Annotated in this window: 14 protein-coding genes; 6 read left to right on the forward strand and 8 right to left on the reverse strand. The window is 46.7% G+C overall.

Translation table 11 applies throughout. The annotated features are described in order from the left end of the window. Positions 1–680: 680 nt before the first annotated feature. Positions 681–3008 carry a glycoside hydrolase domain-containing protein gene (locus EL173_RS00245; RefSeq protein WP_005690329.1) on the reverse strand — a complete coding sequence of 776 codons (2328 nt, stop codon included), beginning with the start codon at positions 3006–3008 and terminating at the stop codon, positions 681–683. A 343-nt stretch (positions 3009–3351) separates the two neighbouring features. Here EL173_RS00245 and EL173_RS00250 point away from each other — a divergent pair, with 343 nt between their 5' ends. The 4 genes from EL173_RS00250 (at position 3352) to EL173_RS00265 (ending at position 11352) form a co-directional block, all read left to right on the forward strand. Further along, on the forward strand, positions 3352–4062 hold the full coding sequence (locus tag EL173_RS00250) for an AzlC family ABC transporter permease (protein ID WP_005690328.1): 711 nt from the start codon (positions 3352–3354) through the stop codon (positions 4060–4062). Continuing rightward, positions 4049–4378, forward strand: a complete 330-nt coding sequence (locus EL173_RS00255; RefSeq protein WP_005687544.1) for an AzlD domain-containing protein — start codon at positions 4049–4051, stop codon at positions 4376–4378. The genes EL173_RS00250 and EL173_RS00255 overlap by 14 nt, the downstream gene beginning before the upstream one ends. A gap of 249 nt (positions 4379–4627) precedes the next feature. Continuing rightward, complete coding sequence (gene uidA, locus EL173_RS00260) at positions 4628–6439, forward strand: beta-glucuronidase (protein WP_005687546.1); 1812 nt, start codon at positions 4628–4630, stop codon at positions 6437–6439. Between the two features lie 434 nt (positions 6440–6873). Beyond that, complete coding sequence (locus EL173_RS00265) at positions 6874–11352, forward strand: FIVAR domain-containing protein (RefSeq protein ID WP_012807330.1); 4479 nt, start codon at positions 6874–6876, stop codon at positions 11350–11352. 329 nt (positions 11353–11681) lie between these two features. On the opposite strand, the gene EL173_RS00270 is transcribed toward EL173_RS00265, so the two are convergent. The 7 genes from EL173_RS00270 to EL173_RS00300 all read right to left on the reverse strand — a co-directional run bounded on the left by EL173_RS00270 (position 11682) and on the right by EL173_RS00300 (position 20679). Beyond that, positions 11682–12332: a bifunctional 4-hydroxy-2-oxoglutarate aldolase/2-dehydro-3-deoxy-phosphogluconate aldolase gene (locus EL173_RS00270; RefSeq protein WP_005687550.1), complete on the reverse strand. Its 651-nt coding sequence runs from the start codon at positions 12330–12332 to the stop codon at positions 11682–11684. Positions 12333–12405: 73 nt separating this feature from the next. After that, a complete protein-coding gene (locus EL173_RS00275; RefSeq protein WP_005687552.1) occupies positions 12406–13377 on the reverse strand; it encodes a sugar kinase in 972 nt (323 codons plus the stop codon). Positions 13378–13401: 24 nt separating this feature from the next. Next, the gene (gene uxaC / locus EL173_RS00280) at positions 13402–14835 is read right to left on the reverse strand and encodes a glucuronate isomerase (RefSeq protein ID WP_005690323.1); all 1434 of its coding nucleotides are present in this window, start codon (positions 14833–14835) and stop codon (positions 13402–13404) included. After that, entirely contained in the window at positions 14835–15920 is a 1086-nt protein-coding gene (gene uxuA, locus EL173_RS00285; RefSeq protein WP_005690322.1) for a mannonate dehydratase, read from the reverse strand. The genes uxaC and uxuA overlap by 1 nt, the downstream gene beginning before the upstream one ends. Before the next feature lie 3 nt (positions 15921–15923). Beyond that, a complete protein-coding gene (locus EL173_RS00290) occupies positions 15924–17558 on the reverse strand; it encodes a mannitol dehydrogenase family protein (protein ID WP_005690321.1) in 1635 nt (544 codons plus the stop codon). A 200-nt stretch (positions 17559–17758) separates the two neighbouring features. Beyond that, on the reverse strand, positions 17759–19336 hold the full coding sequence (locus EL173_RS00295; protein WP_005690320.1) for a glycoside hydrolase family 30 protein: 1578 nt from the start codon (positions 19334–19336) through the stop codon (positions 17759–17761). 47 nt (positions 19337–19383) lie between these two features. Further along, positions 19384–20679, reverse strand: a complete 1296-nt coding sequence (locus EL173_RS00300) for an MFS transporter (protein ID WP_012807331.1) — start codon at positions 20677–20679, stop codon at positions 19384–19386. Between the two features lie 412 nt (positions 20680–21091). Here EL173_RS00300 and EL173_RS00305 point away from each other — a divergent pair, with 412 nt between their 5' ends. Together EL173_RS00305 and EL173_RS00310 are read left to right on the forward strand one after the other, a co-directional pair. Next, positions 21092–21784, forward strand: coding sequence for a GntR family transcriptional regulator (locus tag EL173_RS00305; protein WP_005690318.1), 693 nt, complete (start codon positions 21092–21094; stop codon positions 21782–21784). A 67-nt stretch (positions 21785–21851) separates the two neighbouring features. Continuing rightward, entirely contained in the window at positions 21852–22871 is a 1020-nt protein-coding gene (locus tag EL173_RS00310; protein ID WP_005690317.1) for a sugar kinase, read from the forward strand. Positions 22872–22901 lie beyond the last annotated feature (30 nt).

The raw sequence follows: 22901 nt of genomic DNA on the forward strand, positions 1-22901 counted from the left end.
GACCTAGTTAGTCAACTGAAACATCTTAGGAATCGAAAGAGAACCTCACATAAAGAATGTTTCCGTTAACTGCATCTGTATATTTATTTACCTGTTAATCGCCTATTTGGTCTTTTTCCCCTTTAATGCCGCGCAGGAACGTTCCTACAGCCCCGCGGTCTACGCCTCTAGATATACTTGGTGAGTAATAGATAACCTCATCGTTAAGGCGTTGGAAGAACAAGCCTTTTCGTCCATACAAGTTATAAAAATAGACAGTTCTTGGAAATGTGCTTTTTGACCAGATCAAATGGTAGGTCTTGCCTTCTAAATGAACTATCGTATCATGCTCATTCCAAAACTGGATAACGTTAGTCTGTCCAAACGTAGAAAGTGATGTTTGATGGACACTCATATTAAACAAAAACAGGCTAACATAGATACAAATATAGGTTAAAATAACTTGTAGTCGAGGTCGCTTTACCTGTTTAGAATTTAGACGAATTTCCCACAGAGTCAGAGCTAAAAAGAGACTAAACATACTTAGACCTAAGATAGTCTGAAACATCGTCCAATTTGCAAAGGCAAGTGACAGGAAAAAAAGCACAAGAACTATCGACATTGCATATAAGTGTCTCCAGTAAACCATCAAAATCGCTTCCTCTAGCAAATTTCGTGTTCAGTCTCACAATTTATTTTCATTAATGTTCCAAGTGACCCTGGATCATATTTTTAAATACGCTTGCTGCCATCGTTGCTTGATCAGGCGAATACGAGACTTCGAATTTATCCTTGAAAGCATTCAATGCATTGCCAAACTCAGCCGTCTGAGCCAACTCTCCATCGGGATTTAAAACTCGAAGTGCATCTGACTCAATTTTATCATGATTGCCGGAGAACCGGTTTGATACATATTGATTAAAGCGTTCTGTATTCCCCTTGTTGTTGTAATATCTGTCAATAATCGAATACAGGGAGGCATTCCCATTTTTTAAGCTGGCATAGATATTGACTGCATCCGCATCAGCTAACAAGTCGCCTACTCCAAATGAGCTTTTTCCCTTTGATGCATCTTTGCCAATATGATCTTCCATTGCAACAAGTAAGTTGGCATATTTATCAGCCGACTTAATTGAATCCGAAATCCCGGTCAACAAATCTCCTGCCCATCCAGCAAGATCTTGTGTCCCAGTTGCTGAAACGGCAGCATTAAAATTCAATAAGCTAGCTAATGCTGCAATCATATGAATAAAGTCAGTCTTAATTCCTGTCGCAGTATCGGTCAATTCTGGAAAATCATCGTCGCTTGTAATATTCCATTTTTTGTTTTCATTGTATATCCATGTGTCATTCAGTGCCCCGGTCATAATTGTCCATGGTAAGCTTGCATACCTAAACTGCCGATACAATTGGCAAATTAAACGTGCTGCCATCAGTGAATCTGGCACAGTGTTACCATTTTTATCCATATTCTTGACAAATGCATCGGCGTCATCTTGTACCTTTTTCAGGTAGTTAAAGAACTCTGTATTTACCTCTTTCACAGATGAACTAACATGCGAAACTCCTTGATCTTTGCCCGAGCTTGCATCTTGGTCAATGCTAACGCCATATATTGGGTATTCTACGAACTGATCGAATGCCCAATTACTTGGCATCTTAAATCCTAGGTTACCGCTCCAGCCATATGACATATTAGCCACGAAACTATATTGAATACCATGTTCTTCAGCATGTAAACAAACGTTTCGCGTGCCGTAAATCCCAGTTTTATAAATAGACCCCTCTAAGGCATTTTGTACTGCAGTAATATATGGGATAACAGTCCCCTCAATGTCCCCTTCCTGAAAGTCAACATCAACCGCAAAATAAACAACAGTTCCTGATGGCAATCCTAACTCCAATGCTGCCGCAACTGCAATCTGGGCATCTTTCCGTCCTTGACTCGCAGTGAAGTATGTTTCAACGTATCCACCGTCTTCATAAATTGGAAAGAACTTCATACCGCCATCAAGAATCGTTTTGATTTCTGTTGGGGTTAGGTTCTTGGGTTTAAAGTCAGTACCGACTGTGCCTGTTAGATAACGACCGACGATGCTAAAACCATAGTCTCGAAAATGTTTAACATCTTCTGCGGTCAATTGCGTTGCTGTGTCTAATGCGATTGAATCACGACCGGTATCACCATTGCTGGTAACTAGGCCCTTAATAACAGTGTAGTCAGCGATGCCGGAAGTTTCGTTAGGGTATTTCATAAACTTCCGGAAGCGAATGATGCTGGTGGCGACGTCGCTTCCAAAGCTTTCACTGAAGTCACCGCTGTACATGCTATTTAAATACAAGCCATATTTGACGATTTTGACTAACAGGCCGGTTGATCCGACTGATAGCTGGACGTTCTTTAATGCAGCATTGGTGGCATCACCGAAATTACCGTTTGCAACATCAGCGGAGATACCCACGGCTCGCTGTAAGGCGTAAATTAGCCCAACATTTGTATCGCGCTGATAAATACCATCACAAGGCATAATACCGAGATAAGTGCTGTACTCGGCATTTAGCCACTGTTGCAATTGACGAACATTTGCATCGCCGCCAGAAACTAAAACAAAGGCACTCATATCGAAAAGTGCAGCCATTAAGTTCACAGTCACAGTGCCATCAGCGGTCAGTCCGGCATCTTGTTGAAGTGATTTAAAAGCTTGTTCGGTTTCTGCAGAGAAATTCTGATTCAATTCGGTTCCAGGATTGATACCTTTGCACCAAAATGCTCCTTGAATCAGTTGAGCAATGTTACCTTTATAGCCCGGTTTTAGCTGGTCAACAACACCAGAAAGAGCGGTTCGAGTTGCGGTGCCAAATCCTTCACCGATGCTGCTAATACCTAATTCGTGTTGCAATGCTTCTCGCAAGGCATAGATTGTTGCCCAACCAGTATGCCCATCTGTTGGCGCCGGTTCAAATCCCGGAATACCTGTATAAGTCTTGTTGAGCCAGTTTTGAACTGCTAATACTGCTTCATCTGCCATAATGCAGACCTCCTTAAAGTTTGTCGTTGAACCAAACACATGTTCGTTTCAACAATCTGAGTATGTTCTGACTGGCTTTATAAATCAACTATTATTTTTTAAAATAACCATAATTGTTAACAGACATCGACTTGTTTATATACCGTGTAGTGTTTTTTTAAAAAATTAAAAAACGAACACACGTTCCGTATAGAGCCGCGGTATTTTTGACTGTCTAATTTTTTGGCTGACTAAAATTGAAATAATTGAAAGATCCGCCACAACTTTTTAGATTAGATTCCGGTTGCAACCCGCTTAGTAAATAGTACACTAACATTAATATACTAAAAGCGGAGGGAACAGGATGAATGATGAGCTGACGATTCGAAGCGGGATTCGCGATGTGATGCCGACAGTGTTTGGGTACATTACTGTCGGGATGGCTTATGGCATTGTGGCGAAAACCGGGCATTTGTCGCTGCTGATGATCGGGCTGATGTCGCTGATCGTGTATGCCGGATCAGCTCAATTTGTGTTGGTGAGTATGTTGGCCACTGGCAGTCCGATTGGAGCGATGGTGATTTCAACGGCTTTGATTAATGCGCGGATGAGTCTGATGTCGATGACGGTCGCCCCTTATTTAAAAGATGAATCGATGACGCAAAATGTGCTGATCGGTACCTTGCTGACGGATGAGAGCTTTGCGTTGTCGATGAACAAGCTTAATTACACCGGCCATCATTTAAATGCTCCCTGGTTTCATACCGTCAATGTTGGCGCCTATTTAGTCTGGTTTATTGCCAGTCTTTTAGGAGCGGTGATTGGTGGCTTGATTCCTAATCCCGATAATTTCGGGTTGGATTTCGCAGTTGTTGCGATGTTCATCGGTTTGCTGTACTTACAGATGATTACGGATCGATCGAAGCCTTTTTTGCGGCATTTAAGTGTGGCTGGTGTGGTTGCGGTCGCGATGGTGGTGCTGGTGCGTTACTTGCCGGGGACAACGGCGATTATTGTCGCAACCGTGATTGGCTGTCTGTTTGGAATGGGGGTGGAACGGCATGCAGAATCCTGAAACATTTGTGGCGATTTTGAGTTGCGGGCTGGCGACATGGTTATTGCGGGTGGTGCCGATTGTCTTGGTAAAACGCATGACGATTCCTAAGTGGCTGCTGCATTTTCTTAGCTTTGTACCGGTGGCGATTTTATCCGCGATTTTTGTTGAAAGTCTCCTGGTGATTCACCCCGGACAATGGCCAGGCGTCAACTGGTCGAATTTACTAGCATCGCTGCCTGCGATAGTCGTGGCGATTATAACCAAAAGTCTCTTTGCCGTCGTGGTCGCGGGCGTTGCTGCAATGGCGATTTTACGGCTGCTAGGGTGGGCTTAGCCAGCACGGTCATCTTTTAAAAAGATGGCTTTTTTAATTTTATTGATAGCAGCAAAACTCTGATTTAACGGCCTCAGGAAAGCTTTCTTTTAGTAAAAATAAGAGCTTCATATTGGGTTAACTCATATATCAGAATTTCTAGTGCCAAACAAAATAGCCATTGACAAGTTTTACTAAAATAAGTACACTACAAGGTGTAAGCGATTTCAGAAAACGTACTCTTTAAAACTTGAAATGGAGGCTTTTTGCATGGAGACATCGTTGTTATACCCAGTGACCAATGATCAGCGCACGGATCAGAAACTGGATGGACTTTGGCAATTTAAGTTTGATGAAGCTGGAGAAGGTGAAAAGTCCGGCTGGGAGACCGGTTTTCACGATGGCGTTTCGATGCCGGTTCCGGCTAGTTTCAATGACTTCTTTACGGATAAAGCAAGTCGTGAATATACCGGTGATTTCTGGTACAGTCGTAACTTTTTTGTCCCTTCTGCGGCTAAGGGAAAGGCATTGTTTCTGCGGTTTGATGCGGTAACTCACCGGGCCACGATTTTTGTTAATGGCAAAGAAATTCGAACGCATGAAGGCGGCTTTTTACCATTTGCTGCCGATATCAGCGAGGCCGTTAAGTATGGTGCTGAAAATACCGTGGTTGTCAAAGGTAATAACGAATTGTCGCGGGAAGCATTGCCGGCCGGGGATACGATTACGCTGCGGAATGGTAAGAAAATGGTACGCCCGTTCTTTGACTTCTATAACTACTCTGGTTTAAATCGCTCGGTTCACTTGTTGTCCTTGCCTCAAGAGCGGGTGTTGGATTACACCACTACTTTTGCGTTAGCTGGTAACGATGCAACAGTGAACTATACGGTTGAAACCAATGGCGACGCGCCGGTAACGGTTAGTCTGGCAGACGCGGATGGCCAGGTGGTTGCGACTGCTCAAGGCAAACAAGGCGCCTTACAGGTTCAAAACGCTCACCTATGGCAGGTTCGCAATGCCTATCTTTATACGCTGACGATTCAGCTTGGCGATGATACCCAGACACCGCTTGATACTTACACCGATCGGATCGGTATTCGCACGATCAAGATTTCCGGAACCGATATTTTGGTCAACGACAAGCCGATTTATCTGAAAGGCTTTGGTCGGCATGAAGATTCACCATTTGCTGGCCGCGCGTTTGACTTAAATGTTGAAAAGAAAGACTTTGCCTTGATGAAATGGATTGGCGCAAACTCTTTCCGGACATCGCATTATCCATATGACGAGCAGGTTTACAAGATCGCGGATGAGGAAGGCTTCCTGCTGACTGATGAAGTGCCGGCAGTCGGCTTTAAAATGGCCGCTGCTGCTTTTCTTGGCGGGCTGAACCAGTCCTTCTTCAAAGGGCCATGGCTCAAGAAGCTGCATGAACGCCATATTGACCAGATTCGTGATTTGATCAAACGCGATAAGAACCATCCGTCTGTTCTGGCATGGAGTCTGTTTAATGAACCGGATACAATTGATGAAAATGCGGTCCCATACTTCAAGCAGATTTTTGACGAATCTAAAGATCTTGACCCTCAAGGCCGCCCGCGGACGTTTACTTTGAGCGAAGATGATACGATCGAGACGTCGAAAGTACTCGACTTCCCAGACTTTTACATGCTTAACCGGTATCCAGGCTGGTATCATTTTGGCGGCTATCAGATTTCCGATGGCGAGGCTGGCTTGCGCGATGAAATGGATAAGTGGCAAAAAGCAGGCGTTAAGAAGCCAGTTGTCTTTACCGAGTTCGGGGCCGACACCGAAGCTGGCTTGCATAAATTGCCAAGTGTCATGTGGACCGAAGAATATCAAGTCGAAGTGCTGAAAATGTTCAGCCGTGTCTTCGATGATTATGACTTCATCAAAGGCGAACAGGTCTGGAACCTGGCTGACTTCCAGACGGTTGAAGGTAACATGCGGGTCAACGGTAACAAGAAAGGCATTTTCACCCGCGATCGCCAACCCAAAGCCGCGGCGTTCTTCTATCATGATCGCTGGAATAAGCTGCCGCTGGATTATAAAGCGAAGTAAGTTTTGGGTGAAAGTATCAGCAGTAACGAAATTCTAATAATAGCGTTGTTGGTGTAGACGCAGAATACCAATCTTGGCTGTCCATAACGGGCGGTAAGATTGGTATTTTTGCGTGCGCGTGAATGCCTAAAGGATGTCCTGACTTAATCTCCCAAAAATATCAGCAACTATTTTAATCGACAGAAAATTGACAAACCCTGCTTAAATAGGCCGTAATGGCAAACAATTGGCCTAAACCATTAAAAAACATGCGACAAATTTGGCAAAAATTATTGTTGTTAATCCTTAAACATGTATACTAATATATGAGTTTAACAAGTAAGCGCATTCAGTAAGTGCTTTTATGCACGGTTACTAAAGGGGGTGCCGCGTTCAGGCAAAGAAAGCAACCGGTAAACGCAGACGGAACAAAGACATGGGAGGCAAATACTCAAATGAAAGCAAAGCTGATTGGCTCAAGACCTAAAAGCAGTAGATACACATTGCTTTGGTCCGGTATTGTCATGGCAATGATGGCGGTATCACTGGTAATGTTGCTGACAATACCCGCTGCAACCCGCGCTGCATCGCAAAACCCGGAAGACACGGTTGCCGTTCATCTCGATGGGAACGACATTGCTTCCAACAACACCAACGGCCTGACTTTTAAGGGCTTCGGTGTCCTGAGTGGGAACGGTACTAGTGCGCTGTTGATGGATTATAAATCCGAGCAGCCCGATGTTTACGCCAAGATGATGAAGACCTTGTTTGGCGGCAGTCAACCCATTATGACCAATCTCAAACTGGAAATGGGTAATGACCGCAACAACTCCACTGGTTCGGAACCGGCCACCCAACGTACGGAATCAGAAGCTGCCAATGTGACCCGCGATCAAGGGTTCCAGTTAGTGGCAGATGCCAAGAAGATTAATCCCAATCTGAAGGTGACAATTTTACGCTGGAACGCTCCGGGATGGGCCAAAACAAACGATCAGATTTACACTTGGTACAAGAACTCGATTTTGAACGCGTATCGTACATATGGCTATATGGTCGACTATGTTAATCCGGGGTTAAATGAGCATAAGCCGGATCTGGCGTGGGCTAAAGAATATGCAAAGCGCGTTAAAACCGATAACACCGGCTTCAAGAATGACACAGAACGTCAACTTTATAACAAGATCAAAGTGGTCATTTCCGATGAGGTCGGCGTTGGTAGTTTTGGTAAGGATATGGTCACCGATTCATCCTTACGAAACGCGGTTACGGCAGCCGGCTATCACTACTCAACCGAAGATGACAGCGCTAAGAACTTCACGGCACTTGCTGATAAGTACGACAAGGAAGTGTGGAATAGTGAAGCTCAGGCCACTTTTGGCAACTCCGACTACCGGCCTAATTCGGGCACCGGAATCGGTGGAGCAGGTAGCTCATTAGAAATGGCCAACACCATCGTGAAAGGCTTTACCGATTCACGGCGGACGAATTTTATCTATCAACCGGCGATTGCGGCTTTCTATGAAGGCGGTCAATACTCATCTAAGAGTGTCCTGCAGGCAACCGATCCATGGTCAGGGTGGACGAATAGTGATGTTGCGATTGATGTGCTTGCCCAATTCAGTAAATTTGCCAAACTTGGTTGGGAAAATAGCGACAATACGTCTGGTATCTGGCGCGCCGTATCTCAGGCAAGTGTTTCCACGGCAACGGGTTCCAATAATGTCAACGGCCGCAACGGTTTGGCTAACTATTTAACCCTTGCTTCACCGGATAAAAAGGATTTTTCCACGGTTATCGTCAATGATAGTAAGTACACGAAGCACTATCAGATCTCGGCTTCCAACATGGCTTATAAAGGAACTCCGACCCTTGAGGAATGGGAAACACGGGCAGCTGATACGACTGCAAAAGATGCGTATGACAGCAATTACCTCAAACATGTTGGCGATGTCCAAGCTGATAGCAAAGGTGTTTATACCGTTACGGTTAAACCATTTTCAATCAAGACGGTCACCACGCTTGATAAGGCAAAGGATTCCGATTTAAACCAAGGCATATCGGCTTCATCGAACAAGCAGCGGACGGTACTTGATACCGATGCCAATGGTAAAGGGACTGACACCTCAGACACGACCTTGTATGCAGATAACTTTGAATATGGCGGTAAGAAAGTTGCCACGCTGAATGCTGATGGCACTAGCAACACCGCAAAGACTGAAGACTTCATAACATCGCGCGGTGGTGACGAAGGCTTCTATCCGTTGTATACATTTAATCGTAATGGGACACTTGAAGGCTACAAGACGACAAATGCCAAGTCAGGTCATTACGTTTTACGCCAGCAGTTGGACTCAACGGTGGTCGAACCGGGCGGGGCTTGGAACGATGGCGATGCGTTGGCATGGATCGGCGACAATCGCTGGATGAATTACAAAGCCAGCACGGATGTCTCATTTGAAGATAAAGGCACCCATGGCAGCGCAAATTATGCTTCGATCGGTGCACGTCAGCAGGCTGATTCAGGCCCGGCAGCCTACCTGAAATTCTGGCAGGATGGTGGCTGGTCATTGCATATCGGCAGTCAGTCAGTTGCAAGCGGCAATGTCGCCACCGGTCAAGGCGGCACCAAGATTTCCGGCTTCGATACAACGAATACGGCTTGGCACAATATTGCCATTCAGGCAGCAGGCAATACCATCACGGCTTCCATTGATGGCCAAAAGGTTGCTGATGGCAAGGTCACGTCTGAGCTTTCCGGACGAGTCACTTTAGGCAGCGGCTACTTCCACACTGACTTTGATAACCTGAAAGTTGAAACTGTCAAAGGCTATACCCCGTACTATTCGCAGCAAATCGATGACTTAGAGATGTACGACACATCTGCCACACCAAAACAACAACTGGTTTATAACGATCACTGGACGCACGAAACCGGACAAGGTATGTACTTGCGGGACCGGACAGTTTCCAAGAATACAGGCGCCGGTGCTACCCTTACGTATACGTTCACTGGGACCGGTCTGGATATTTGTGGCAACAATGATGGCTCAGCGAAGTTGGATGTGACGGTTGATGGCAAACAAGTCGCAACAGATGCTGCAACCAACAAGGCTGACAATCTCGGGCAGACCTACACATTACGAAATTTGAAGTACGGCCAGCATACCGTGACGTTCACTGTCAAAAGCGGTACGTTAGCAGTTGATTATGTCGGTGTCGTCCCAAGTGACACCATTGCCGATTTCAGCAAGCTGCAAACGGCGTACGATAAAGTCAAAGATGTCACGAACGCTGATAACAAGTACACGTCATCAAGTTGGACATCGTTTCAAAAAGTTTTATTAGCAGCAAAAAATGTCCTTGCAGACACGACGGCTTCGCAAAACGATATTGATACGGCCCTCAAAAATCTCAACACAGCATATGCCGCCTTGGCGCTTAACCCAGACAAGACAAAACTGCAAACGGCTTATGATAAGGCAAAAGCTGTGACTAACCCAAGCGATAAGTACACGGACGCCAGCTGGAAAGTATTCCAGACCGCATTAACGGATGCGCAGGACGTTCTCGCTAACGCCAACGCAACTCAAAATGATGTCGACAGCGCCTTGAAGAATCTAAATCAGGCAGCCTCTGACTTAGTGCTGAACCCAGCCAAGCCAGATAAGACGAAACTTCAGGCTGCATACGATAAGAATAAGGCGGTTACGAATCCAGACGACAAGTATACAAGTGAAAGTTGGCAGGCATTACAGACGGCGTTATCAGATGCGCAAAAGGTTCTTACCGACACCAACGCAACCCAAAATGATGTCGACAGCGCCTTGAAAAGTCTGAACCAGGCAGCCACTGACTTAACGTTGAACCCGGCCAAACCAGGTAAGACGAAGCTTCAGGCTGCATACGATAAGAATAAGACGGTTACGAATCCAGACGACAAGTACACAAGTGAAAGTTGGCAGGCATTCCAGAAGGCGTTATCAGATGCGCAAAAGGTTCTCGCTGACACCAACGCGACCCAAGACAGTCTTGATACAACCTTGCAAAAGCTGAATAACGCTTATGCTGGCTTAAAGCTTAACAGCCAAAAACCAGATAAGTCGGCACTACAGACGGCTTATGACAAAGACAGTACAGTGACCAACCAAGCTAATAAGTACACGACCGCAAGTTGGACAACCTTCCAGTCAGCACTTGCTAATGCGAAAAAAGTGCTGGCAGACACTGACGCGGTTCAAGCAGATGTTGATACGGCTTTGCAGAAGTTAAATAATGCTTATGACGGCTTAACCCTTAGCCCGGATAAATCGGCACTGCAAACGGTACTCACAGAGGCACAAACGCTCAGTCATTCAGCAGTAACTGGCGACCACGAAGGTAACTACCCAGCAGATGCGCTTAAAACCCTCCAAGTTGCGATCGACACCGCCAAGAAAGTCGCGGATAACCCTGATGCTTCAAAAGATGATATCGACACTGCAGCATCGACATTAAAACAAGCGGTCACGGCCTTCAAACAGACCGTTGTGACCGTTAACCGCGACCAGCTAACACAGCTCGTCACCGAGTCGCAAACCTTGCGTGCCGATGATTACACCCAGAACAGCTGGACGCCTTATCAGCAAGCAGTAGCAGCAGCACAAAAACTGTTAGCAGGTAAGCCGAGTCAGCAAGAATTAGATGCAGCCGCAACCGCACTGAAGAAAGCCAAAACCAGTCTTGTCGCAGCGCCAACAGGTAAGCTGCCATCAACAGGTGATGCTTCATCCGAAAGTGCCAGTTCTAGCGAAGAAACAGCTTCCTCATCAACAGCCAAGTATCCAAGTACAGGTGAATCACAGCTGTCACTGGCCGTTACGATGGCAGCAGTCGTTTTCCTCATTGGCATCAGCGGCTTTGCATGGTTCTTACACCAGAAGGGGAAAGCTAAATAATCAAGCACGTAAAGTGAACGACTAGATAAGCTTAAGACCCCTGACTATGGAAGATCAAAACTAAATAAAGAGGCTCTAGGGACGATTGAAGTGTCCCTAGAGTCTCTTTTTGGCTGATGGTCAAATATAGAGATGAAAAATACTGGAAAAAGTGTCGCAGCCATCTCCAAGGTAATGACTACCCAAAATTGTCAGCAAACAACGCTTAACATACCAAGAATAGTATTTGGAGATATAACTAAAAAACACTTGCCGGGAGTGTCCTTCATGGCAAGTGTTTTTGGTAGTTAACAAAAGTAGATCAGTCTTTTATAGTGATAGATTTTTCTTTACTTACCAGCCCGAATGGCATCAAGCTTGGCCCGATACTTCTTAGCTGTAGCAGTGACGCCAGCATAGTCGCCGGTTTTGGCTGCGGCGGTGAGGTTGCTGCCGGCACCGACTAAGGTAACGCCGGCATCGAACCAGGTTTCGAGGTTATCAAGCGACACACCACCGGTTGGCATAATGGCCAGCTGCGGGAATGGGCCGTGAAGTGCTTTGACCATAGCCGGACCAGCAACACTGCCAGGGAAGACCTTCACGAGATCGACGCCAGCTTCAAGCGCGGTTTGGATTTCGGTTGGGGTGAAGCAGCCTGGGGTGTAAGGAATTGAGTAAAGGTTGCAGATCTTGGCAACGTCAGCATTGAAGCTTGGGCTGACGATAAACTTGGCGCCGGCAATGATAGCCAGACGCGCGGTTGCAGGATCAAGAACCGTTCCGGCACCGATCAGGACGTCTTCACGGTCACCATACTTTTCACTGAGTTCATCCAATGCCTTGTCAGCATGCGGGACGGTGAAAGTAAGCTCAATACCCGTAACGCCGCCAGCAATCACGGCATCAACGGTTTTGACCGCTTCATCAGCATCGTCACCGCGGACAACGGCGACACAGCCGGTGTTAATTAAGCGATTAAGATAGTCATATTTTTGCATGGTTGTTTTTTTCTCCTTAGACGTGTTCTGTAGTGAAGAAAATCAAATGGGATGCTTAAAAGAATTGAGTGTCTCACGCGCGCTCAGTTTTATTAAGACTGGTTTGCATGAACTTGTCAAGCTGTTGTCGCGTTGGGTAACCGGTGTTGTCGCCGGGTGATTGAATCGCTAAGGCACCGATAGCATTACCGCGGCTGGCTGCTTCGGCCGGTGAGCGACCTTCCAGTAAGGCGCTGATGACGCCTAATGCAAAGCCATCGCCTGCGCCCACCGTATCGACAATGTGTTCGGCCGGAAAACTTGGCAGTAACTGTCCAGGCACATCACGGCCTAACAGATACGCACCTTGTTTACCGACTTTGACAATGACCAGTTGCGTTTGCTCACTTTGATTGAGATAGAAGTGAGCGATGGTTTCCGGATCATCACTGCCGACGAGAATTTTTCCTTCTGCGGCACCCGGCAGCACGATCGATGCACTTTTGGCCAACGAATTAATCGTTGTCACCATGGTGTTCTGATCAGGCCATAGTGCTGGGCGCAAATTGGGGTCGAACGTGATCAGAATGCGATTGCTGATCAAACGTTTCATCAGCCGCTTAGTTGCAGCCAGCGTTGATGCCGAGGCGGCTGGAAAGATACCGGTAATGTGGGCAAGTTTGACGCCGGCCAAGTCAATCCGATCAATCGCCGCGGGATCAAAATGCGCTGCCGCTGATCCTGCCCGCAGATAGTAGGTGTTAGGATCGCCATGCGTCACACGCGCCTTGAACTCGATGCCGGTTGGATAACGTGAAGTCGTGGTTACATTGTCGGAACCGATGCCGGCTGCTGTGAGTTGTTGGCGAATGAAAATGCCATTCGGGTCTTCACCGAGATGCGTAATGTACTCGACGGAATGGCCGAGTCGACTCAATCCAACGGCAACATTTAACTCAGCGCCAGCCAGATACTTGGTAAAATGTTTGGCGGCCGCTAATGGCACATCTGCTTCTTCAGCGGCAAAGACGACTAGCGGTTCACCGATTGTCAGGCATTCATTCACGTGTGATCGTACTCCTTTAAGCGTTTAATCGTTGTTATTGTCGTAGAAACCAAAGTAGTCATGCGCGTTCCCATAGCTGATATTCTTGACAATCCGGCCAAGGGCATCAAGGTCATATGGCACTCGACCCTGTTCGACCAGTTCACCATAGAAGTTGCACAGTACCCGACGGAAGTATTCATGCCGCGGATAAGACAGGAAACTACGCGAATCTGTTAACATGCCGACAAAGTTTGGTAACAGGCTTTGTTGCGCAAAAGTCTGAAGCTGCCGATGCATCCCTTCAGCCGTATCATTAAACCACCAGGCAGCACCTAATTGCAGGTGTTGTTTATCGCCTTGGCCAACGAAGCTTTGTAACATGGTGATGAGTGGTAGCCAATCATTTGGATTCAGGGAATAGAAGATCACTTTTGGCAGTGGGCCACGCGCGTCCATCGCTTGGAAAAGATCCCGGAACTCGCCGACCAAATCAGGTTGACTGCCCATCGCATCGAAGCCGGTGTCGGGACCGATCTTTTTCAAGTTCGGTAAGCTGAGACTGCGATCAACATTGGCATGGAACTGCATCGTCCAGTTGAACTCCCGGTTGAGATCCATCAGCATTTCAACGAGTCCGGTGAGATACTGATCATTTTCAACATCGCTGACTGGCCGGTTTTCAATGCCTTTCTTGATAATGGTATCAAGTGCTTCTTGATCGACTGGGCGGTAGTGGAAGCTGTTGAGGCCGTGGTCAGAAAGGTGGCCACCATGCTCGGCAAAGAAGGTGAAGCGTTGTTTCATGGCTTTCTTCAAAGAAGCAAAGTCGGTGATTTCAACGCCTGCTGCTTTGCCAAGGGTTTGTAAGTAGTCGCCGTAAGTATTAGCACAGATCGCCATTAACTTATCAGGGCGCATCGCTGGCAAAACCTTGAAGCCATTGGTGTCTTCATCGTTAGCAATGAGTTCGTGGTAGTGCAAGTCGCTGGCTGGATCATCGGTGGTGCAGACAACTTCGACATGACTGCGCCGAATCAACGCGCGCGGCGTAAACTCAGGGGTAGCCAGTTTGGCGTTGGTGAGATCCCAGACTTTTTTGGCGGTGTCACGACTCAATACCAGATCACTGCCGAAGAAACGGCGCAGTTCGAGATGAGTCCATTCAAACACAGGGTTGCCCCAAGCATTTTCCATGGTTTTGCACCAGGCGACAAACTTCTCGTAGTCATCGCCATCGCCAGTGATGAGTTCTTCAGGGACACCATTAGCCCGTTCCAGGCGCCACTTGTAGTGATCGCCGTATGTGCCTTCGTTTAACCAAATGCGGGTGATGTTCTTGAAGTTACGATTTTCATAGATTTCCTGCGGGTTAAGATGACAGTGAAAATCAATAATCGGCAGGTCAGCAGCATATTGATGAAATAGTTGCTTAGCCGGCTCATTGGTTAAGAGAAAATCATCGTCCAAAAAAGCCATTACTTTGCGCTCCCTTTTTCTAATGCTTCCCAGAGGCCGTTTAGATAGGTGATGCCTAAAGCACGATCGTATAAACCATAGCCAGGGCGGCCATTTTCGCCCCAGATGTTACGGCCGTGGTCAGGACGGATGTAGCCATCGTAATCAAGGTCGTGCAAGGCCTTCATGATTTCGTACATATCCAGCGAACCATCCTTGGAAAGGTGATCGGATTCGTGGAAGTCGCCTTCTTTGTTGATGAACTCGATGTTACGGGCGTGGATAAAAGGTGCCCGATCTTTTTTGACAAATTCACGGATGATGGCTGGTACATCGTTGTTTGGATTTTCGCCTAAGGAACCGGTGCAGATGGTAAACCCATTGTACCGAGATTCATGCATGCTTTCAATAATCCGCATGTCTTCGGCGTTCTTGTAAACTCGCGGCAAGCCAAAGAGCTCGCGCGGCGGATCATCCGGGTGCATGGCCATGCGAACATCATACTTTTCACAGGTTGGAATGATGGCATCGAGGAAGTACTTCATGTTTTCGCGTAATTTAGCGGCATCAACGTCAGCATAAGCTTTGAATAAGCGTTCGATTTCAGCCAGACGTTCCGGTTCCCAGCCAGGAAGAACATAGCCTTCTGAGTTGTTACGAACCGAATCGATAATATCGTGCGGATCGTCTTTTAGATATTGATGTTGAAAAGCCATGACATTGCTACCGTCTTCTAGCTGATAGTGGAGATTGGTCCGCAGCCAGTCAAAGATCGGCATGAAGTTGTAGCAAATGACCTTGATCCCATATTCAGAAAGGTTCTTGATGGTTTCCTTGTAGTTTTCGATATACTTGTCACGTGATGGCAGGCCAATCTTAATGTCATCGTGAATGTTGACGGATTCGATGACTTCCAGTTTTAAGCCGGCATCTTCAACTTGTTTCTTCAGTGCGGCAATTTTTTCCTTGGGCCAAACTTCACCTACCGGAACATCGAAAAGCGCACCGACAACTTGTTGCGTACCGGGAATCTGACGAATTTGCTGTAAGGTGATGGGGTCATCTTTTTCGCCGAACCAGCGAAAACCCATTTTTAAATCTGACATAAATTAAAGCTCCTTTTCATGATCTTGACGAAATTGTTCAAGGGTCTTAGTCACTGCACCTGGGCCGGCAATGAGTTTCTTGAAGTCGGCTTCTACTTGGTCAGCCAAACCGATTTGATAAAGGTCGTGGCCAAAGATCTGGGCATTGCTCAAGATTGGCTTGAGTGCGGTGTGGACATCGGCATCGCTACCTAACTTGATGTCGGCAACATATGGCTGCAACTGATCCAATAATGGGTCGCGGCTTGGGGTGAAGTCGTTACCTTTATCATCCACTGCCATCAGGTAACGGCACCATCCGGCAAGAATGAGCGGAATTGCCTTAAGCTGCTTAACGCTTTCAGGATCCTTGTCTAAGTAGTGCTGGATCGTCACGCCATAACGAATTGGCAATTTCTGTGAAGTGTCGCTGGCAATCCGTTGCGGGGTATCGGGAATATTCTTGTTTGGCAAGCGCTTGGTGACCAGCTGATCCAGAAACTTCTTAGGATCGATAATCTTAGGATCCTTCACAACTGGCAGATCTTCTTTATAGCCAAGGTACTTGATCAAAGTGAGCAAATTAGGATTTTCAACTTCAGCAGCAATTGACGTGTAGCCAAGGAGGTTACCATAAATAGCCAAAGCCGTGTGCAATGGATTCAAGCAAGCGGTGACCTTCATCTGATCGGCATCGTTAACGGTGTCGCGATCGGTGAGGATGACACCGGCATTTTCCAGCGCCGGACGACCATTTGGGAAGCTGTCTTCAATGACGAGGTAGTGGGTTTCTTCCGTATTACCAAATGGCGCAATATTGGTGTGCTTAGGTGTGTGCACGATGGTGGTGTCTTCAAAACCTTCTGCCTTAAGTTTGTCGGCAACGTTTTGCGCCGGGTTCGGTGTGATCCGATCAATCATGGACCATGGGAAGCTGACTTGCTTAGGATCGGTCAGATAATCGATGAAGCCTTGGGTGACGGTCCCGTGTTTAGCCCAGCCCTTGGCAATTGTCAAAATGCCGTTTTCATAACGTTTGCCGTTTTCAGAGAAGTTGTCGGTGCTGACCATGGCAATTGGCTTGGCACCGGCTTCGTAACGTGCCAAAAGTAGGCGCGCAATGGCACCCATGTTGGTCGTCGCATCATCTGGCTTACCTGCGATATCAGCTTCGGCAGCTGGTGTCAGTTTGCCGTTGATGTCAGTCAGTTGATAGCCTTTTTCGGTAATGGACATCGTAACGAGTTGCAGTGAAGGCTTCGTGAAGATTTCTTTTAAATGTTCCCAGCCTTCAGGATTGGTCTTGTTGTAGTAAATCGCTTCGGCAACACTGGCGATCAGTGTCTTATCAAGTGTGCCGTCTGGTTGCATAACCACTTGCAACACGCGATCGTTATATGGCTTGTAGATATCGGCAGGCACATCGCCATCATAAGTTTCGGCAACAACCACACCAGACTTTAAGCTGCCATTATTGAGCAAGTCCTGCGCAATCTTTGCATGAAAGCAGCGGAAAAGATTGCCGCCGCCGAAGTGAACCCATACAGGATTGGCCTCAGTTGTCTGTTTCATTTGTTCTTGGTCGAATTGCGGAACAGCGATACCAGCCGCTTTGAAGTCAGCAGCCTTTGCTTGATAATCGTCGGTTAGCTTAACCAAAATGATGAACCTCCTTATATATTAATATATCAGTTTCACACACTTAATATAGCACGTGCGGGTTAAAATGGAAAGCGCTATCAGAATACTTTTAACATTTTAATTCAAAAAATATTTCTGTATAGGCTCTGAACCATTAAAAAAGAAAAAGTCGAATCAACAACAGTTATCCGCGTTGTTTGATTCCGACTTTTCCGACGTTATTTCTTGTTAGCATTCACACCTTTGCCCGGTGCCCAGTCGTCCATCAGATTTGCCGGATAAGGATTCAGCTTGAAGTCTTCATCCTGACGCGGCGCACTTTCATTGACGGGACCAAATGCCTTATGAAGCGTTACGGTTCCCCATGCCGGAACGGTAACATGCTGCCAAGTAACCGGGCCGTCATTGTTGATGGTAACGGCGGCGTCCAACGGCTTGCCGGATGGGTTGTAGAGGTGAGCAGCAATGGCGCCATCGGGAGCAAGAAAGGCAACGGAGCCTAAGCCACCGGTGTAGCCATCTTGCGTGTAGTTGGTGGAGCCAATCACAATAGATCCCGGAACAACATCTTGGTTGAAGTTACGCAGCATGTAGTATTCCAGGTTACGTTGAACTTTACCGGTTGTGTGATCAATGGTGACAACCCCGCGACGGCCAGTTGACCCTACCTGGTTTGGCAAGCCCCGTTCGTCCAAGGCAATGTTCCAAAGATCAATCATGTTCAAGCCTTGACGCACGAGCCAATTACCGATCAAGCCAAACATAATATGAGAAGCATCTTCTGGTGTTTCTTCGATCATGCAGCGGCGTTCGGTCATGGCGAGTTTCCAGTTTGGATTCAGGCGACTGCCTTTAAACAAGTTGGTGTAAGGACCATCGTAGGTATGGAAGGCAAAACCATCAAATGCAGCCGCTTCATCAGGGGTCACCAACTCGCTTAGTGGCTTGTCGATGACATCAAGGACGTTTAAACTGCCATCCCAGAAGTAAATCTTGGTATCAGGGAAGGTCTTGTCCAAAGCCGGGCGAAGGAACTTGTAGCCAAAGTGTGCCAGTTCCGGAATCTTCCAGATCATGGCTGGCCATGCAGCTGCATTGGAAGGTTCGTTTTGGATCGTGATGGCGTAAATCGGAATGCCATACTTGCGATATTCTTCAAGGTAACGAACAAAGTATTGCGCGTAAACGCCTTCGAACGTGTCCTTAATTGCATAGCCATTGTTGGTATATTCGCCAAAACGTAAGTGGCCGCCCATTTTTAGTTCGCCGGTACTCTTCATCCAAGCGGGAGCAGACCATGGTGAAGCCATAATCTTAACGGCTGGGTTAATCGCCAGAATTTCCTGAACAACCGGAATCAGATATTTAAGATCTTTGGTTGCATCAGGCGCTCCGGGTTCACCTTCACCAACAGAAAACTTAGATAAGGATGCATCATGCTCGCCAAATGGCACATCATCATAAGTGTAATAAGGTTGACTGGCTGGTTCGCAGGATCCTAATGGAATACGGATGGTCGAGAAATGACCTTCTTCTGGGTCAAACATTTCATGTAGCAAGGCACTGCGTTGTTCCTTGCTCTGCTTCCAGATAAGTGATGCTGCTGCATCGGTGATGGCGGCACCTGCGCCGATCCATTCCTGATGCCGGTCAGCAGGATCAATCACGATCTTGGCTGCATCGCCGGGTGTCGTTTCTGGTTTTGGAGTTGCCAGATGGTCACGCTTTTGTGCCAGATCGCCAGCCGTTACCGTCCAAAATTCCGTCGGGTATAAGCCTTTTTCAGTTGTGGTCATGTTAAGCGTCCTTTCTTACGTCAAGTGACAAATATAATTTCAACAAATTAACGAACACGTTTGATGGCGGCAATCAAGAAGCCACCGATGATTTCCATTGCAACCGCGAAGATGAAGACTGCCTGATAACCGAAGCCTTCAACAATAGCAGAAGCAACCATCGCACCAAGCATCTGGCCCAACGTGTTTGCTAAGTTGATCAGTCCTAAGTCTTTACCAGCAGTATCAGAAGATGGCAGCACATCCATGTTCAACGCGCCATCGACTGAGTTGTACAAGCCATTACCAAAAGCAGCGATAACAGCGTAGGCAAACATTGCCCAAGCTTCTTTGACAAACAATGGGAACAAAGCAGCTACGGCTAAGGCGAATGTTGCGATAACAACCGGACCCTTAACCCGCTTCATTTTATCGGCAAGTGGACCGCCAACTAAAGCGAAGAAGACACCAATGACTAACATGATGGTTGAAAATACAGAGATGGAACCGCCAGCTTGTTTGGTGCTTTGGCCAATATAGTCGGTGAAGATGAACAAAAGGAATGTGGTAACAATCGTAGAACCGACAACCATCAGGAACTTACCTGACAAGGCGAGATAAAAGTCGCGCGCATCATGGGTTGGGAAGAAGAAGTACTTCTTGAGTGATTCTTTGTCGAGCTTGATCTTTGGTTCGTCCAGGTTGCTCTTTTCGTTGATCAACAGAACGTGGATAATGGCCAACACAACGGTCATGCTTGCCATGACATAAATACCGAATTTAACATTGCCAAGGAATTGAGCGGCTAACAGAGCAAAACCTTGTTGCGCGATCGTGAAACCAACGCCGTAAAAGGTTGAAACAGTGCCACGCCATTTAGGTGCAACCCGATCCGATATTTGCGGATAAATCGCTGCGGCAATCGCGTTTTCGGCCGCCGCCGCGATGATCCAGATAAAGATGATAGCAGTAATTGAAGTCGTATTAGCAATGGCGACCAGTGAAAGCGCGATTGCTATGGTACCAAGGACAATATAAGGTTTCCGCTTACCAAAACGGGTTCGCGTCACATCAGAAAAAGCACCAAACAATAAGTTGGCAATCGCACCGGTGATAGACGCAACGGTTGCCAGAATGCCGACAGCCCAAACCTTGTGTGCCGAATCAATTTGACTAAATAGTTGTGGAATTAAAACGCTTCGGGTTGAACCGATTGGCCCGTACCAGCAAAGTGGCGCGAGGAACATTGCGGTTGCAACACCAAGTGGCATCTTTGGCTGCTGTGAATCTTGAATCTTTGCGTTGGTAACAACCCCAACCGTCGTTTTGACCGCTTTAGGATCGTTCTTAACATCATTTGCCATTTTTTTCACTCCCATGAAATTAAGTAAGTGCATTTAAAAATAAATAGGTAAAACAAATGCATAAATGCCGGAACCTGAATTTTGACACACCCGCCTCCTTGCCAATCAGCTTATGCCACTTAAAACCTGATTGGTCACAAACTGCAACCAGTTGTGACCTTAATGGTAGATATACAACCAGTCAGTTAATGTTAAAGGCGTATTTTTTAAACTAAACGCGCGAAAACATTGACACTCGGCTAACTGATATATTAGTATATCCTTACAAGGGCATGATAGCGCTTACCGAAAACGGTGTCAACACCTATCAAAAAGTTTTATAATTTAAACGTCTCAAGCAGCATCTTTCTCGAAAGGCTGGGGATGTTATACAATCAGTTAATCAGGTGAAAAAGAAGGAAGGGTGACGCCCATGCAAATATCGAATTATCAAGATGAAGCATATAACGCTATCAAGGAGATGATTCTCAGCATGCAGCTGACCCCCGGGGAAAAAGTCGACAAGACTGAATTGAGCGCGCAACTCAAGATCGGTGCGACCCCGATCCGGGAGGCCATTATCCGCTTACGGCGGGAAGGACTATTTAATGTCATTCCTCAAAGCGGTACTTATGTATCAAAGATCAATCTGGATGAAATGTATCAAGGCCGGTTTGCCCGGGTCAATTTGGAAAGGACGATTGTGGCGGACGCAGTTGATGTCATGACGCCAGATCAAATTGCTAAATTGGAACAGCAAATTGCGTTGCAGGGTGTTTATGAGCATTCTCGGGATTACGATCATTTTTTTGATCTTGATCACGACTTTCATGAAATATTTTATATGGCCGATCATAAGCAGTTTGTCTGGGCTTGGGTACAGCAAATGAATTTGCAATTTAATCGCTACCGATACTTACGGTTGGAAGTTAGCGGCTTGAAATGGCATAACATTATCACGGAACATCAGGCAATTGTCGATGCAGTCAAGGCTAAAGATGCTGAGTTAGCCAGTCATTTGGTTGCGGATCATTTGTTAGCGATTGATGACGATGTTAAGGCAGTTTTAAGTGCCTATCCTAACTATTTTGAAGGAAAAGCAGCGCCAAGCCATCAGCCTGACTAAGGTGACGCTGTTGTCAGATTTTGTTCACTGTAAGCGCGATCGTGCCCAACGAAAGGAAGGCTTACAGATGACAAAAGTATTAACATTCGGCGAGATGATGCTACGGTTAAAGCCGTATGATCATCAACGTATTCTTCAAGCGTCTGGCTTCGAGGCTAATTATGGTGGCTCTGAAGCTAATGTGGCGGTTTCTTTGGCATTGCTTGGCGACGAGGCGCAGTATGTCACCAAGCTGCCTGATAATGCATTAGGCGACACTGCGCGCAACACTATTCGTGGTCTGGGCGTAGATACACATAAGATCTTGCGCGGTGGGCCGCGTTTAGGGATTTATTTCTTTGAAAAAGGGGCCAGTGTGCGCAACACGAATGTCGTGTACGATCGTGCCGGCAGTTCTTTTGCGACCGCTGAAGCTGATGAATTTGATTGGGCCAGTCTGCTTAAAGACGTGGCCTATTTTTATTTTTCCGGAATTACCCCGGCGATCGGCAAACATATGCAGACCGCCATTGAATCAGCCGTTAAATACTGTGCCGCACATGATATTACCGTTGTTTGCGACATGAATTATCGCGGTAAAATGTGGTCGCCTGCAGAAGCTCAGGCATTCTTTGCCAAGGTTATGCCTTATATCACGATTGTTTTGGCTAATGATGAAGATTTTGAAGCAACCTTAGGCATTAAAGCATTTGATGGTAATATGGCGACCGGGATTGATCAGATCGATAGTTTCAAAGCCGGCATGTTGCAGGTGATGAAGCAGTGGCCGAATGTTAAAACCGTGGCCAGTGTTGTGCGGAATATCCACTCGGTTGAAGATAGCTGGTGGACAGGACTTTTGGCTGAAGATGGCAAAACATACCAAGGGCCAACTTTCCATATGCATGTGATGGAAGGCGTGGCGTCAGGTGATGCGTTTGGGGCAGGTTTGATGCACGCCACTCTGCATGACTTTGATGCGCAGGCCAAGATTAATTATGCAATTTCGGCCAGTGTGTTGAAATTGACGATCAGCGGCGATCTGAATTTGATTACGGATGCAGACGTGCAGGCGGTCATGGCAACCGGCAGCGGTGTTGATCGTTAGTCGGGCAATAAGAAAGTGAGGATGCAATAA

The sequence above is a fragment of the Lacticaseibacillus rhamnosus genome (genome assembly GCF_900636965.1).
GTDB lineage: Bacteria > Bacillota > Bacilli > Lactobacillales > Lactobacillaceae > Lacticaseibacillus > Lacticaseibacillus rhamnosus.